We start from the raw sequence: 16,265 nt of genomic DNA, 5'->3' as shown, positions 1-16,265 counted from the left end.
ATTTGGTCCGCATTTAGAACTGGAGGCGAATGCGCGCCCCGTATGTCCGCGGACGAGTGAAGAAGCGCGTATTGTCGAACTGCGTGATGATGATCGCAGCCTCGCGCTCTTGGTTGGTGAGGTTATTGACGTAAGCTTCGAAACGCAGCTTGCCGTCTTCGCCGTGGGTGTATCCGGCACCCAGGTCGAAGGTCCAGTAACCCTCGACCACATCGTTCAGACGAAGGCGCGGATCGTCCGGCTGGTCGAAATCTTCGGAGTTGAAGATCGTCTGGAACGTGTCCGAACGATAACCGGCTGAGACAACCCAATCGAACACGCCGGTCGGCACGTCGATCGCTTGGCTGATCGCAGTGTTGAACTGCCAGCGCGGCGTACGCGGTAGGCGCTTGCCCGAGATGTCGCGGAAGCCAACGGCCTCAACGTCCGGCTGGAAGCGACCATCAGGGATCGGCTCTGCATTGTTGATCTTGGCTTCGAGCCACAACAGGTTGAAGTCCCAATTGAAGCCGCCCGGGAATTGCAGGCCGCCTTCGATATTGGCGCCGTAGATTTCGGAATCCGCGGCGTTGAAGGTGTAGCCAACGATCAGCGCAAGGCTGACGTCGTCACCCACTTCGACAATTTCGCCCTGCTCAAGCTCGAAGTCAGCAATCGTTTCCACCGACAAGAGAGCGCTGAAGGCCTGGTCCTTGTAGTCATTGTAGAACAGCGAACCGTTCAAGCGACCACGGATTGCGCCGATGTCAAATTCGTTCTTCGAGCCCACTTCGTAGAGGATTACGTTCTCTGTATCGGTGGTTGGCAGGAAGCCGTTGGTGCCCAGATTGTCGTTGAAGGTGCCCGATTTGTGGCCGCTGGCGACCAGGGCGTAGAGCAGATTGTCCGGCGTAAGATCGTATTCCAGACGCAGACGCCAATCGATGAAGTCGTCGTTGATTTCTCCATCCTGGATGAAGATCTGTCCTTCGAACGGCACCTGAAAGGTGAACAGGCCCGGGTTGGCCGGGTTGCCGCTGCCAAACCAATTGTCGTCGTTGGTAAAGCCTTCGCAGAAGAAGCTGTCGAACGAGATCGTGTCGATGCAAGGCGAAGTCACAAACTCACCATTTGCTCCAACATAAAAGCCTTGTGGACCCGCCTCCAGAATGTCCCCCAGATTGTCGCGCGCACCGAACTGGCGCACACCGTCGAGCTGGAAGGCAAAAATTTCTTCTTGGCTGATTGTGCCATCGCCATTTGTGTCGGGATCGAAGATCGTCCGGTCTTTGCCGGCAAACTCGAAGCCTTCCGTACCGTAGCGAACGCCGCCACAGCACTCAAAGCTGCCGCCACCCAGCGCAAGGCCATAGCGAGCGGCCACACCTTGGCGGCTCTTCTCGTCATCGGTGTAGCGAATGCCCGCAGTGACGCGGAAATTCTCGTTCACCTCATAGGTGAAGTCACCATAGAGCGACCAGCTTTCCGAGTTCACATCCGGGTTGTTGAACTCAACCCCTTGGAAGAACAGGCCACGGTCACCAGTGGAGGCGAGGAAGGCGTATTGGTTCTCGCGGAAATACATGCCGCCCAGCGACCAGATGAACGGGCCGTCTGAGTTGAAGATCCGCAGCTCGTTGTAATAACTTTCGGAGTCCGTGATGAACTGAAAGCGCGAGAAATTGTCGAGGTTCTCTTCCAGAATGATCGGATCGGTGATCACGTCATCGGGATCAGCGGTGAAGATATTGTCGCGCTGCGAAAGGTCTTCAATTACTCCGGGGTAGAACGGCGTCAGCGGAACGTTTGCGTCGTAATCACGCAGCAAATCGCGATAGCTGGACGTGAACTCGATCGTGAAGGGATCGGCTTCGTAGGTGATCGTGGCACGCAGGCCCCAATGCTTGATATCCTCATCCGGGGTGAAGGCATTGGCGATCACGTCGCGCGGATTCTCGATCTCCTCAGGCAGGATGCCATTGCCGAGCGGCCCTGCGTAGTTGGTGCCGGTGTAGCCGGTGCCCTCTTCGTGGATGTAGTCACCCGCAATCAGGATCGAGAGGCGATCTGTAGGCTCCCAAAGGAACTGGCCGCGCACCGCTTTATTATTGCGCGCCTCCGCCACATCGACGCCTTGGACGGGGCCAACATTGTTGTAATAGCTGTCGTTCTTGTTGAACATGCCAGCGACGCGGATGGCTGCATTGTCGCCAACCGGCACGTTGACCATGCCGCGCGCTTCGAAGGCACCATAATTGCCGTAGCCGACTTCAACATTGGCGTCCCACACGCCAAGGCCGGGTTTCCAGGCGATGACATTGACCGAGCCTGCCAGTGCGTTGCGGCCACGCAGAGTGCCCTGCGGTCCGACATTCACCTCGACGCGTTCAATATCGAAAAAGGCTGAACCAATCCCCGCAGGACGCGGCACATAGACGCCGTCATAGTGGAAGGCGGCGGCTGGATCGCCCAGCTCCGTGTTGTTGGAGGAGCCGACGCCGCGGATCCAGATTTCGACGTTGCCGCCATTGTTGGCGACCGTCAGGCCGGGCAGCTCATCGTTGAAATCGGTGATGTCCTGAATGCCGCGAGCGCGCAGGTCATCGCCCTGGAATACGGCGGCGGTCCCGGCGTAATCCTGCAAATCCTGTTCACGACGGTCAGCGGTGACGATGATCGCATTGTCCTGATCGTCACCTGCTTCTTCATCTGAAGAAACTGACGCATCCTGCGCCATAGCAGGCACAGACAAGGCAATTGAAGAAGCCCCAAAGGCAAGGGCGGCGGCGAAACGACGCATGTGTACTCTCCCCTGAATCGCCCTCTATGGAGCGCTAGACCTGTGTAGGTATCGACAATTGTGACCGGTCACAAGAGAAATTTGTGACCGGTCACAATGTGCTTGAGTTTGCACAAATAATGTGTCCATATGGACACGGATGGGAGAAGGGCCGCTAGCATGGCGACCAAGCAGAATGTGACAATCAGGGACGTTGCGCGCGATGTTGGCGTGTCGCGCCAGACCGTTTCGCGCGTGCTCAACAAAGGGCCTAATGTTAAGCCTGCAGTACGCGAGAAGGTGGAAGAGGCGATTGATCGGCTTGGCTATGTGCCTAATATCTCTGCCCGCCGGATGCGCAGTGCGCGCTCTTACCTGATCCTTGCCATCAATGACCGCCAGCGCACCTATGAAAACTGGCGTGCAGGGCGCGGCAATGACTGGGTTGACCAGATGCTGTTTGGCGGCATGACCGAGTGTGAGAAGCACGGCTATCACATGGTGTTCGAACTGATCGATACGGAAACCGCGCTGGCGGAAGAGCAATTGCTCAAGGTGATTTCAGAGCTGCGCCCCGATGGCGTTATCCTCACTCCTCCGCACAGCGACAACGAAGCGCTGGCACAGCTTCTCGTCGAAAAAGAGATTGAGTGTGCGCGCATCGGCCGCCGGACACAGGGCGCGTTTGTTGATGTTTGCATGGATGAAGTGGGTGCGGGGCACGCGGCGACCCGGCACCTGATCGATCTGGGTCATCGCCGCATTGCCTATCTGGCCGGCTCGCCTGAATACGGGAACTCGCAAAAGCGCCTTGTTGGCTATCGCGATGCTTTGCAAGCGCAGGGCCTCCCTCTTGAAGAACATCGGATCGGCAAGGCAGACTTCCGGTTCGATGCTGCCGGAGATGTCGCGCGCCAATGGTTGACGGGTGAGGAACGTCCGACTGCCATTGTCGCCGACAACGACCAAATGGCCTTTGCCGTGCTCCACACAGCGGACCGTCTGAAGCTGAAAGTGCCTTCAGATCTGTCGATCATCAGTTTTGAAGACACGCCCGGCGTCCGGCTTTCCGTCCCACCAATGACCGCAATCCGCCAGCCCACAGCAGCGATGATCGCGCAGGCATGCCGAGGCCTGATTGCCGCAAGTTCTGGCGAGGCGTCGAGCGGTCGGTTTGAGCTGCCCTTCGAATTCATCCGACGTGAGAGCACGGGTCCGGTTCCTGCCACCCTAACGTGACGAACGGCGAAGCGGACGGGGCGCTCTCCCCGACAATCATTTGGACTTATGGCCTGGCCTTCCTGGGCGTGCACCTCGCCTTCATGCCGCTGCTTGTCCTGCTGCTGCCGCGCCGGGTTGAGGTTTTGGCGGGCCCAGACGCAGCCACTGTTCTTTCCGCGCTGCTCCTGACGGGAGGTGTGGTGGCAGGGCTCTCCAACATTGCCGGCGGGGCGCTTAGTGACCGCTGGTTCAGCCGCTTTGGCAACAGGCGTGGGTTGATCGCTGTCGGAACGGCATTGATCGGACTCAGCTATATAGGCTTTGCCATGGCGCACTCCGTCGCCGCTCTCTTTGCTGCGCTCGTCTTCTTCCAGATCGCGCTCAATTGCTGCTTTGCTCCGCTTAGCGCGGTCATGGCCGACCACATCCCAAATGCACAAAAGGGCCGGATCGGGGGGCTCGCCAACGCGGCCTTGCCCGCATCGACTTTGTTGATCGTTCCCATCGCTTGGGCCTTCCCGCAAGATGATGTCCGCGCCTTTATCTGGGTGGGCGCGATGGCGGTTGTTTGCATCACGCCGCTCTTGCTGACTTGGAAGTTCGAACGTGTCTTTGATGAGGACGTCGAGGTTGGCTCGCAGGCAGAGGGAAGCCAGACCTCGATCATGACCGACTTCCTGCGTGCATGGACCGCCCGGCTGTTGATCCAGACCGGTGCGGCCTTCGTCATCAGCTACATCTATATCTATATCGCGGCGACCCGAGGGGGTGACGAGGTCTGGTCCGATATCGGCCCGAGCGAGGTGCTCGCGATTTTAACGGCCCCCACCGCCATATTCGCGATCTTCGCAACTTTGTTGAGCGGGACCCTTTCCGATTTGCGGGCCTCACGACGAGGGCCGCTGTTCATCGCTGCCTGCATCTTTGCAAGCGGAATGGGACTGCTCGCGCTCGCCCCGCATCCGGTCCTTTTCGTGATCGGCTATGGTCTGTTTCAGATCGGGCTTGCAGCGTTTCTGTCGATCGATACGGCTTTGGTGGCGCAGCTGGTGAGCGGCAATGCGCGGCGAGGGGCGCTGCTAGGCGTGATGAACCTGTCGAACACTCTGCCTGCGATCATCGCTCCGGGCATTGCGCTGATGGCGTTCGGCGTGGACGAGGTCGCCCATGCGCTGGGTGTTATCTTTGCTGTGATGGCTCTGGCAGCACTGCTTGCAGGCGGGTTGATGCTCACCATTCGCCGCGTGCGATAGAGCCTCGCGAAATCGCAATCCCAAGGGTTGGGATTTTACGCCAAGTGTGTGGAATTGCCTCGCGGATGGTGCAGTACCGCTAGCCGGGAAAGCCCGGAAATCCGCCATTCCGCGAGTTTGGCACAGCTCCTGCAAAGTTGAATTCATCCAACGGGAACACCCCGAAGGCAGACGAAATTCAACCAAGGAGACTTTCAAATGTTCGCTACTCAAACTTCTCAGAGCCTGTTCGCCGCCGTCTTTGCCGCGTCGATCTCAGCCGTCCTGTTCGCCAGCGCGATCATTCCCGCCAGCCCCGGCCTCTTCGCTTAAATCACAAGCTCAAATCCAAAGGAACTTGAACCATGTTGACCGCTCAAAACCTCTTCGCCGCCGTTCTCTCCGTCGCCATCTCGAGCGTGCTCTATGCCGCGACGATTATCCCGGCGAGCCCGAACCTGATGGTGTGAAGCAGTTACTCGGTTCGCAAAGCCTCAATCGGTGACAGTCGCGAAGCTCTGACCGCTGGGTAGCTGCCGAACAGCAGCCCCAAGAAGGCCGAGAATGCGAGGGCACCCAGCGCAACGCCAACGCCAATCGGCACCGGGAAATCGGCATAGGCGGTCAACGCCGCGCCGCTCACCCAAGCAAAGACAAGGCCCACCCCTCCGCCAAGAACACACAGGACCGCTGCCTCGACCAGGAACTGATTGCGAATATCGCTCTTGCGCGCACCCAGAGCCATCCTGAGGCCAATTTCACGGGTGCGCTCGGTCACACTGACCAGCATGATGTTCATGATGCCGATCCCGCCGACCAGCAGCGAAATCGAAGCAATCGCCACCAGCACCGCTTGCAAGATACCGGTGATGGCTTGGCTCTCCTCCATAAATTCCTGCGTCGTGCGCACCCGGAACGGATTGATATCGCCTTCAGCCACGCGGTAGCGATCCTCCATCACGTTGAGGATATCCTCTTTGCCCTGTGAGAGCGAGGCGCCTTCCTCAAACCCGACAAAGGCCAGCTGTAGGTCGTCCGGCCCCGGCAACGTGTCGCCAACAAAGCGCTGGCGCATGGTGGAGATGGGGATGATCAAAGTGTCGTCATTGTCATCGCCAAAGGTCGATCCCTTTTCCTCCAGCAGGCCGATCACTTGGAACGGCACGCCATTGACGCGCACATTCTCTCCGACCGGGTCGAACTCTCCAAACAAAGTCTCTGAGGTCGTGCGGCCCAGCACCATGACGCGTGCGGCCGAGCGGACGTCGGCGTCTGAGATATAGCGTCCGCGATCGACCGGGTGGTTGGTGATAATGCCGAAACCCGGCGTTGTGCCGACGCCGGTGGTTGAAGCGGTGGTGCCGGACGCCACCAGATCCAGCCCGTTGCGCAATTGAGGCGCGGTGGCGCGGATACCGGGAACTTCGCGCTCAATCGCGCGCAGGTCGCGCTGGGTCAGGCGACCACGGTCAAAGCTTCGCCGTCCCCCTTCATTGTCGGGCTCCGGAATGACAATCGCCATGTTGGAGCCAAAGGAATTGATCGAATTCATCACCGATTCCTGCGCGCCATTCCCGACCGCAACGGCCAGAGTCACGGCAAACACTCCGATCATCACGCCCAGCATCGTCAGGATTGATCGCATCAGATTGGTGCGCAGAGCTGTCAGCGCGATGGCAATGTTGACGCCCCAACTGGCGAAGAAGCGGCCGACACGCGAAGGGGAGGCGTCCGCGCTCATGATGGCACCTCTTGCCGCTCAGCCTCTGCGGCGATGGTGCGGTTCTCAACCGGACGATCTTCGATCACCTTGCCGTCGCGAAAGAGGATGCGGCGTTTGGCGTGGTCGGCGATGTCGTCCTCATGCGTCACGACAATCACAGTGATCCCGCTCGCATTGAGCTGCTCAAAGATGGCCATGATCTCCTCGCTTGTACGAGTGTCGAGCGCACCGGTTGGCTCATCGGCGAGCAGCATCAGCGGCTCTGTCACCAGCGCGCGGGCAATGGCGACGCGTTGCTGTTGACCACCGGATAGCTTGGCCGGCGTGTTGAGCAGCCGGTCGCCTAACCCCATGTCGATCAGCTTCGCGGTCGCCCGCTCTCGCCGCGTGGCGGTGTCGACTCCGGCGTAGATCAGCGGCACCGCGACATTGTCGATCGAGGAGGTCCGGGCGAGCAGATTGAACTGCTGAAATACGAAACCGATATTGCGATTGCGCAGCAAAGCGAGCTCATCACTCGACATATGTTCGGTCGGCGTGCCGTCGATCAGAACCTGCCCGCTGGTTGGACTGTCCAAGCACCCGATCATGTTCATGAAGGTCGATTTGCCAGAGCCACTGGTGCCCATAATCGCAACATATTCGCCGCGATTGATGGTCAGCGAGACGCCATTGACCGCATGGATGACTTCGCCGCCCAGCTCATAGGTTTTGACCAGCTCGCGTGTCTGGACAAGGGCCTGTCCTGCACCGGGATCGCGAGTGGCGGGGGTGGCCATATACGCCTCTAGCCGCCGCTCTCATTGAGGCTGCGCGAGCGAATGTAGACGCTTTGCCCTTCGTCGAGGCCGCCGGTGATCTCGACGTAATCCTCACCCTGAAGGCCGGTTTCAACCGGAACCCGGCGCGGCATGTAGGGATCGTCGCCCGGCACCCAGACATAGACCTGTTTGCTGTCATCTTCCCCCGCATTGCCGTCTTCTTCTGCCTCACGCTCGCCATCGCCGTCGCGCGGGATGAAGCGGGTCGCGGCGACCGGAATGCGCAGAACGTCCTCCATCAGCCCGGTGATGATATCGACATTAGCGGTCATGCCGGTGAGCAAGCGCCCGTCGGAATTGTCGACGTCAAGGATCACCAGATAGCTCACCGCTGTGCCGCTTTGCGTGGCGGATTGCCGGATCTGCTGGACGGAGGCCTCGAACGTATCGTCAGGGTAGGAATCGACCGTGAAGCGCACGGTTTGCCCTTGCCGGATCTGTCCAATGTCCGCCTCATCCACCGCCGCCTCCACCTGCATCCGGCTGGTGTCGGCGGCGATGGTGAAGAGGTTGGGGGTCTGGAAGTTGGCGGCCACGGTTGTTCCCGGCTCAACCAGCTTGTCGATCACCACGCCGCTGGTGGGCGCGATGATGCGGGTGCGGGAGAGGTCTAGCTCAGCGGATCGCAGTTCTGCCTGACTTTGCGCGATCTGAGCACGCGCGCTTTGGGCCTGAGCCTGCGCGCTGCTAAGCGAGGCTTTGGCGGCGACCAGCAGGTTCTCCGCCTGGTCGAGTCCAGCGGTCGAGACAAAGCCTTTCTCCGCCAGCTCCTCACGTCGATCATACTCGCGCTGCTGGACTTCGACATCGGTGCGTGAGCGGACGATGGAGGCTTCGGCCTGAGCAAGGCTGGCGCGGGCCAAATCGACCTGCGCGCGGGCTTGAGTCACACGGGCGCGGGGGCGGGTGGCGTCGATCTCAGCCAGCAATTGTCCCGCTTGAACGGGTGAGTTGAAGTCAACGTAGACGGCGGTGATTTGGCCTGAAACCTCTGCGCCAACATTGATTGTATTGAGCGCCCGCAGGGTTCCGCTGGCGGAAACCACGCGGGTCACTTCGCCTTCGCTCACCTCCTCGCTGACATATTCGTAGTCGCGCTCGCTCGGCATGAGAAGCGAGCCGATGATGAGCAGAAAGACAATTAGGCCGATGGCCGTAATGATAGGGTGGCGTCTGATCCAACCGAGTAGGCGCTTCACTGTGCTTGACCCCTGTAACTTGCCGTCTCTCGCCGCTGCCCATGCGCACGGCTTTGAAAAAGGGATAGAACGCAGGGGTGCGAGACGCCAGCGCCAAAAGTGACGCTTAGCGAGGCGAATAGCGGTTTGGTCGACTGAGTTAGCCCGTTGCCTCACCCTTGGCGGCCTCTCGCGCATCGAGCCACTGCGCTGCTTTCACGCCGAACGTGATGAGGAACGGCACCAGCACCAGGCTTAGCGTGACCTTGGCAACCACTTGCCCGATCAACAGGTCGGTGATGTCGAACTGGCCGTAGAAGGCGAGCGTCACAAAGATCACCGAATCGACCGCCTGACTCAGCGCAGAGGCAATCGCGCCGCGGATCATCAGCCCCATGGTGGAGTTCTCTTTGTCGCCGCGCAGCTTGTCGAAGATCCATATGTTGAGGAGGAGGGAGACGATGTAGGCAGCAGGGCCAGCCAACATAATACGCGGTGTCTGCCCCAGCACGCGCTCAAAAGCGGCCAAATCTTCAGCGCGGAAGTCCACCATCTCAGGTGAAGGCGGTAAGCTCAGAACGAGGAAGATGATCGCCGCCGACAGACCCAAGGGCAGGAAGCCCCACCAAACGATCCTTTGCGCCACGTCCTTGCCGTAAAGCTGCGCGAGCGTGCTGGAGATCACCACCAGCAAGAGGAAGGCAAAGATACCGCTCTCCACCGCAAGCGAGCTGGGCCATAGCTGCACCTGCTTAAACGCGATGACCCCAGCAAGGATCGTCATCCCGCCATACAGTAGCGTGAAGACAAACAGGCCAAGCGGCATGTTGATCGCTTTGGGCTCGGGCGGAGTGTCTTGGGTCTCAGTCATAAAGGAGGCCTAAGCGAGCGCTTGCCAAAAAGGAAGCGGCGGGGTCGAAGCTGTCAACTGCCAAGCCCAACGCCGCTCTTGCACGCGGGCGCGCAAGCTGCCACGCCTTGGCACAGACGGGGCATAGGTTCGCATGCGACCGCCCCTTACGCACATCTTACGATAGCTACCGGGACAAGCTGGCCGTGTCTGAAAGTGTTACTTCGATCCTCTTCAGCCTTATCGGGATCATCGCGATTCTGGGAATCGCCTTTGCGCTCTCCAATGGGAAGAACCGCATCAATCTGCGTGTCGTGGGCGCGGCTTTCGGCTTGCAGGCTTTCATGGCGCTGCTGGTGCTGCGGACCGATATTGGCGTGGCGATCATCGAAGGGCTGTCCAACGGTGTGATCGCGCTGCTCGATTTCTCGATTATCGGGATTGAGAGCGTATTCGGCCCGATGGACGCTAACCCCTTTGCCAGCGCATTTGTCATCGCCGCTTTGCCGGTGATCGTGTTCTTCGCTGCGATTGTTTCGATCCTCTACCACCTCGGCATCATGCAGCGGCTGGTGCGCTGGGTCGGCGGAGCGATTGGCTGGATCACGGGGATCAGCAAGGTTGAGGCTTTGGGTAGCGCGGCGAACATCTTCGTCGGCCAGTCCGAAAGTCCGCTGGTCGTGCGGCCTTATCTTGCAGCCCTTCCGCCAGAGAAGCTCTTTACCCTAATGGCGGTCGGTATGGCAGGGGTCGCGGGTACGATCCTTGCTGCCTATGCCAGCTTCATCGGCAGCGAAGCTGTGCCCTTCCTGCTCGCCGCGGCCTTTATGTCTGCGCCCGGCGGGATACTGATGGCGAAAATCATCATGCCCGACCGGATTGAACCTCCGGCTGAAGAAACCAATGTCGCGGTGGCCGCTGCCGGCGTAACCGCAAAAAGCGTCGCTCCTGATGAGCAGACTCGCGTGACCATGGTGGGCAATAATGGCGAGGAGGTTGAACTCCCCCAAGCGCGCATCAGCGCGGGCGGTCCGGCAGCCATCACCGAGAGTGGCAAGCCTGATGAAGTGCTGATGGCGGAGACCTTTGAAGAGGGTCATCGCCCTGCAAACATTATCGAAGCCGCCGCTCAAGGCACACAGACCGGCGTCAAGCTCGCCGTTGCGGTCGGTGCGATGGTTATGGTGTTTGTGGCTCTGGTGGCGCTTGCCAACGGGATGCTGGCAGGGGCGGGCGGCTGGCTCGTCGCAGCAGCGGCGGGGATCGGCGTGCCGTTCGGGCCGGAGACGGCGGAGTGGCTCAGCACGATCAGCTTTCAGAAATTGGTCGGCTATATCTTTGCGCCTGTCATGTTCCTGATCGGGATTGCCGATTGGGAGCAGGCGAAGATCGCTGGCGGGCTGTTCGGCACAAAGATCGTGCTCAACGAGTTCGTTGCCTTCATTGACCTTGGCGCGATGACGGATGGCCAACTGACCGAGCGCAGCCGCGCGATTGTGACCTTTGCGCTGTGCGGCTTTGCCAACTTCTCCTCGATCGCGATCCAGATGGCGGTGACGGGCGGCCTTGCTCCCAATCAGCGTCCCGTGATCGCGAAGCTAGGTTTGAAGGCTCTCGCCGCCGGCAGTCTGGCAAACCTGATGAGCGCAGCGCTCGCGAGCATTTTCTTGCCGCTATAGCGTGGTCCGCTTAAATAGAAGCCATGACACAGATCAACATTGCTTCCGTATCGCTCGCTCAGCCGCTTGAAGACATTGCCGATGAGCTTGGCCGCAGCTTTGGCGAATTCGGCTTCGCGGTCGTGCGCGACCACGGCATTCCGCAAGAGCTTATCGAGCGCGCCGAAGCGACCTCGAAGGCCTTCTTTGCCCTGCCAGAGGATGTGAAGCGCGCTTACAAGATCGAAGGTGGCGGCGGCGCGCGCGGCTATACGCCGTTCGGGACTGAGAAGGCCAAGGACGCCGATGTCTTCGACCTTAAGGAATTCTGGCATGTAGGGCGTGGCCTGCCGGCCGACCATGACCTTGCTGAATATATGGGCCCGAATGTCTGGCCCGCCGAAGTCGAGGGATTCAAGGAGACTTTCTCCGAGCTTTACGCCGCCTTCGAAGCGACCGGTCTGCGCGTGCTTGAAGCCATCGCGCTGCATCTCGGGCTGGAGCGCAATTTCTTTGCGCCCACGGTCGAAGACGGCAATTCAGTGATGCGCCTGCTGCATTATCCGCCGCTTGGGCCTGATGCGCCCGAAGGTGCGATTCGCGCAGCGGCACATGGCGACATCAACACAATCACGCTCTTGCTGGGTGCAGAGGAAGCCGGGCTTCAACTGCTCACTAAGTCTGGCGAGTGGCACCCCGTCTATGCCGAAGAAGGATCGCTGGTCATCAATGTCGGCGATATGCTGGAGCGGCTGACGGCGGGCACCTTGCGCTCAACAACTCACCGCGTTGTGAACCCAAGCGGCGAGGCGGCTTTGCGCTCACGCTATTCGATGCCGTTCTTCCTGCACTTCCGTCCGGACTTCCTGATTACCCCGTTAGAGGCATGCGCGGCGGCGGATGATGCCGCGCCGCAGCCGGCGATTACGGCGCATGATTTCCTCCAACAACGCCTGCGCGAGATCAATCTCGCCTGATCGCCAAAAGCGCGACTCGAAGCGCTGTTGAGAGCGACTCAGAGGGCCTCGTCGGCAAGGCGAGCAATATGCGCGTCAAACGGTCGAGGCGCTAAAAAACCCGAATTTCGTGGCTTGGATGCAACACAAGCGCTCTGCCCCTTGGAAAACCGGGGGTTTGCGGGCCTTTGGAGCTGTGGACAAAGCGCTCTGAGGTCGGAGCCTGAGGCGGAGTCACACAACTGTCACAAATCTGTCTCTTTTGTGCAGTGCGGCGAAGCTAGCGCCGCGCGAGTACGAATACATCCTACTCTCTCTCCACTAGCGATCAGGGGCTTTGATCCATGAAAATCAAATATCTTCTTGCAGCAAGCGTAGTCAGCCTGACTGCGGCGGCGACCATCGCCACTCCAGCCGCAGCGCAGCAGATTACCTCGGGTGTCGAAGGCACCGTAACCGACGCCAATGGCGGTCCGATTGCCGGCGCAACGGTCACCATCGTTGACGAGCGTACGTCGCAGACCCGCACTGCCACTGCTGGCAATGACGGCAACTTCCGCGTCCAGTCGCTGCCTCCCGGTGGCCCATACACCATCACTGTCACCGCTTCGGGTTTCGAAGGTCAGACGGTTGAAGACGTGTTCACCAATATTTCGGGTAACACCGGCTTCACCTTCACTCTTTCCGAAGGCGCAACCGGCAACACCATCGTCGTCACCGGCGCCCGCGCACAGGTTACTCAGGTTGCTGTTGGTCCGGGTACCGCATTTGACACCGAAACGCTCGAAGCTTTCCCGTCGATCACCCGTGACATTCGCGACATCATCCGTATCGACCCGCGTGTCAGCCTTGACCGCGCCAACGAAGTCGATCGTGTTTCCTGCCTCGGCGGTAACGACCGTTCGAACACCTTCACCGTTGACGGCATCGTACAGGCTGACGTCTTCGGCCTGAACGGCACGCCGTTTGCAGCGCGTAATGCGCTGCCGCTTCCGTTTGACGTAGTGGAGCAGACCTCGGTTGAGTTCGCTCCGTTCGACGTTGAGTATTCGGAATTCACCGGCTGTCTCGTCAACGTTGTGACCAAGTCGGGTACCAACAAGTTCCACGGCTCGGCTTTCTACACCTATTTCGACGAAGGCCTGTTCGCTGACGAGATCGACGGTCGTCCGCTGAATGCCGGCTCGGAAAAGCGCTGGGGTGTGACCCTAAACGGTCCGATCATTCCTGATCGTCTGTTCTTCTCGTTCGGTTACGAAGAAACCGACCTTGGCGACGGCAACAACTTCGGCCCGGCTGGCGGCGGCTTCACCAACGAAGCTGACTTTGTGAGCCAGGCTCAGTTCGACCGTTTCGCGCAGATCGCGCGCGACGTGTACGGTCAGGACATTGGCGGCTACCCGACCCAGCTGGCAGAGGCTTCAACCCGCTACTTTGGTCGTATCGACGCCATCATCAACGATGATCACCGTCTTGAGGCCACCTATCAGCGTCTCGAAGAAACCAACATCGAAAGCGATTTCGGTGGCCAGAACCTCACCGGCTTCAACAGCTTCGAAGATGAAGGCACGCTCTCCGACTACTACTCGGTTCGTCTCTACTCCGACTGGAGCGACACGATTTCGACTGAGCTGCGCGTCAGCCGTGCAGAAGTTGGTGACGTTCAGGGCCCGCTGGGCTTTGGCGAAGCGCAGTCGGCCAACCCGACCGTTCGTCTCGCCGTTGGCGTGGCTCCGGATGGCACCTCGACCGAGAACGGCCTCCTGTCGACCGGTCCGGGCATCTTCCGTTCGGCAAACCAGCTCGACACGAAGATCGATCAGGCGCGTTTCCAAATGAACGTGGATGCAGGCTCAGGCCACTTCCTGAAGTTCGGTGTCGAAGTGAACGACCTCGAGATCTTCAACCTGTTCGCCATCAACGCAACCGGTACGATCTTCTTCGACGGTCTCGACAACTTCGAAGCGGGTAACGTTGCGCCGGGCGGTTTCTCGAGCGTGTTCGGCGATGTCGATGATCTCGTCGGCGGCGGGCCTCTCGGTGGTGCGACCATCGCAACTAGCCTTGACGGCGACATCAACAATGCCGCTGCGCGTTTTGGCCGGACGATCTACTCTTTCTACGCTCAGGATGAGTGGCAGGCGACCGATCAGCTGTCGATTACCGCTGGTATCCGTGCACAGATCTATGACGGCGACGCACCGCGTGCGAACCCGAACTTCCTGGCTCGCTACGGCTTTACCAATGCCAATTCTTTTGGTGGTCTTGACCCGATCTTCCTGCCGCGTATCTCGGCCACGTATGAATTCTTCAACGAAGGCTTTATTCGCGACAGCCGTGTGACCGGCGGCATTGGTATCTTCTCGGGCGGTGACCCGGTTGTGTACTACTCCAATGCCTTCTCGAATGACGGCTTTGCGAGTGCCAATGGCAGCACGTTCGATGCTGAGTGTGCTGGAGTCACCAACGCAGACGGTTCCTTCAACGTTCTGAACAACGGTGTATTCACCGGCTTCCCGCAATGCGCTATCGCAGCGGGTGCAAGCGACGCTGCCAACGGCCTTGCGGACGTCCAGTCGACCGATCCAAACTTCGACGTTCCGACCGTGACTCGTGCGAACCTGGGCTTCCAGACCACGTTTGGTCCGGAAACCGGCTTCTTCAGCAACTGGAACATGAACCTCGACTACATCTACTCGCGGTTCAACAACACTCTGAACTTCGTCGATCTGTCGCAGGCTCCGGATGTTCGTACGGGTCTTAACGGCTTCACGATTGACGGTCGTCCGATCTATGCTGCTGTCGATGCGACCCGCGCGGGTTGTGACGCTGAGCTGCAGGGTACGGGTGGTACGCCTCCTGTTTACACTGGTCTAACCGCCGCTTGCTTTGGCACGGGCCGGGATGACAACATCCAGCTGACCAATGGTCGCAGCTATGAGAGCCACGTGTTCTCGGCGATCCTGAACAAGACGTTCGATGGTGGTCTGCTGACCGAAGGTGGCTCGACCACACTGAACTTCGGCTATGCGTTCACCGACTCGACCAACTTCCGTAACGTTGGTTCGTCGACGGCGACGTCATCGTTCGACGTCAGCGCGGCCTTTGACCGTCAGAACCCGGCGAATTCTACTTCGAACTTCGAAACGCGGCACAACTTCACCGCAACGATGTTCATCCGCGAAGAGTTCTTCGAAGGTTTCGACACGGGTCTTGCGATCCTGTTCCGCGCGCAAGAAGGCACGCCCTACAGCCTGACCTTCGACGGTGGCGGTGTGTTTGCTGACAGTGCATCGGGCAACGACAACGCGCTGCTCTACATCCCGACGGGTGTGAATGATCCGAACCTGACCGATTTCAGCGGTCTCGGCTTCTCGGCCACTCAGGTCGCGGCGCTGCAAGCGTCTCAGGATGCAGCGGTGACGTCACTTCTCGACTACCTCGCAACCAGCGAAGTCGGTGACGCGTGTGAGTTTGAGCTTGGCGAGTCAGTGGCACGGAACACTTGCCGGAACGACTGGCACTACGACCTTGATCTGCGCTTTAGCCAGGAACTGCCTTTCATTGGCAGCCTTACCGGCCTTGCAGACGATCGTATTGAGCTGTTTGTCGACTTTGAGAACTTCCTCAACTTCATCGATAGCGGTGCCAACATTCGCCGCACCCGGACCGAATTCCTCGATCTGGTGGACGGTGGCATCAACATCGACGATCCGGACAGCGCTGATCCCGATGACCGTCTGATCGTCAACGTTGACCCGCAGGGCCGCTACGCGCTCGACGGCTTCAGCCCTGATGACGACAACGACATCGGTATCTCGGCCTCTGCATGGCGGATCCAGATCGGTGCGCGTTACGAGTTCTAATC

At 59.5% G+C, this 16,265-nt stretch carries 12 protein-coding genes; 7 read left to right on the top strand and 5 right to left on the bottom strand.

The features are described 5' to 3' along the window. Positions 1-13: 13 nt before the first annotated feature. Positions 14-2,779 (bottom strand): TonB-dependent receptor, encoded by a 2,766-nt coding sequence (locus tag AC0V6X_RS11060; protein ID WP_486184597.1) that lies wholly within the window; start codon positions 2,777-2,779, stop codon positions 14-16. A gap of 159 nt (positions 2,780-2,938) precedes the next feature. Here AC0V6X_RS11060 and AC0V6X_RS11055 point away from each other — a divergent pair, with 159 nt between their 5' ends. From AC0V6X_RS11055 to AC0V6X_RS11040, 4 genes are all read left to right on the top strand, one after another. After that, the gene (locus tag AC0V6X_RS11055) at positions 2,939-3,997 is read left to right on the top strand and encodes a LacI family DNA-binding transcriptional regulator (RefSeq protein WP_486184596.1); all 1,059 of its coding nucleotides are present in this window, start codon (positions 2,939-2,941) and stop codon (positions 3,995-3,997) included. Then, entirely contained in the window at positions 3,994-5,232 is a 1,239-nt protein-coding gene (locus AC0V6X_RS11050; protein ID WP_486184595.1) for an MFS transporter, read from the top strand. Before AC0V6X_RS11055 ends, AC0V6X_RS11050 begins: the two co-directional genes overlap by 4 nt. Before the next feature lie 198 nt (positions 5,233-5,430). Beyond that, positions 5,431-5,544 carry an enoyl-CoA hydratase gene (locus AC0V6X_RS11045; RefSeq protein WP_486184594.1) on the top strand — a complete coding sequence of 38 codons (114 nt, stop codon included), beginning with the start codon at positions 5,431-5,433 and terminating at the stop codon, positions 5,542-5,544. Between the two features lie 32 nt (positions 5,545-5,576). After that, positions 5,577-5,681 (top strand): enoyl-CoA hydratase, encoded by a 105-nt coding sequence (locus AC0V6X_RS11040; protein ID WP_486184593.1) that lies wholly within the window; start codon positions 5,577-5,579, stop codon positions 5,679-5,681. Positions 5,682-5,686: 5 nt separating this feature from the next. Here AC0V6X_RS11040 and AC0V6X_RS11035 read toward each other — a convergent pair whose 3' ends face one another. The 4 genes from AC0V6X_RS11035 to AC0V6X_RS11020 all read right to left on the bottom strand — a co-directional run bounded on the left by AC0V6X_RS11035 (position 5,687) and on the right by AC0V6X_RS11020 (position 9,804). Next, complete coding sequence (locus AC0V6X_RS11035) at positions 5,687-6,952, bottom strand: ABC transporter permease (protein WP_486184592.1); 1,266 nt, start codon at positions 6,950-6,952, stop codon at positions 5,687-5,689. Continuing rightward, positions 6,949-7,713: an ABC transporter ATP-binding protein gene (locus AC0V6X_RS11030; RefSeq protein ID WP_486184591.1), complete on the bottom strand. Its 765-nt coding sequence runs from the start codon at positions 7,711-7,713 to the stop codon at positions 6,949-6,951. The genes AC0V6X_RS11035 and AC0V6X_RS11030 overlap by 4 nt, the downstream gene beginning before the upstream one ends. Before the next feature lie 8 nt (positions 7,714-7,721). Beyond that, positions 7,722-8,954 (bottom strand): efflux RND transporter periplasmic adaptor subunit, encoded by a 1,233-nt coding sequence (locus AC0V6X_RS11025; RefSeq protein ID WP_486184590.1) that lies wholly within the window; start codon positions 8,952-8,954, stop codon positions 7,722-7,724. Between the two features lie 139 nt (positions 8,955-9,093). Beyond that, positions 9,094-9,804, bottom strand: a complete 711-nt coding sequence (locus AC0V6X_RS11020) for a queuosine precursor transporter (RefSeq protein WP_486184589.1) — start codon at positions 9,802-9,804, stop codon at positions 9,094-9,096. Positions 9,805-9,989: 185 nt separating this feature from the next. Between AC0V6X_RS11020 and AC0V6X_RS11015 the strand changes: the two genes are divergently transcribed. The 3 genes from AC0V6X_RS11015 (at position 9,990) to AC0V6X_RS11005 (ending at position 16,263) form a co-directional block, all read left to right on the top strand. Next, positions 9,990-11,462, top strand: a complete 1,473-nt coding sequence (locus AC0V6X_RS11015; RefSeq protein ID WP_486184588.1) for a NupC/NupG family nucleoside CNT transporter — start codon at positions 9,990-9,992, stop codon at positions 11,460-11,462. Between the two features lie 23 nt (positions 11,463-11,485). Continuing rightward, complete coding sequence (locus tag AC0V6X_RS11010) at positions 11,486-12,418, top strand: isopenicillin N synthase family dioxygenase (protein ID WP_486184587.1); 933 nt, start codon at positions 11,486-11,488, stop codon at positions 12,416-12,418. 323 nt (positions 12,419-12,741) lie between these two features. Then, positions 12,742-16,263, top strand: coding sequence for a TonB-dependent receptor (locus AC0V6X_RS11005; protein WP_486184586.1), 3,522 nt, complete (start codon positions 12,742-12,744; stop codon positions 16,261-16,263). Positions 16,264-16,265: the final 2 nt, after the last annotated feature.

The sequence above is a fragment of the Erythrobacter sp. S267 genome, assembly GCF_057365045.1.
The sequence above is the reverse complement of the archived record's forward strand: the minus strand, read 5'-3'. Positions and strand labels throughout refer to the sequence as shown.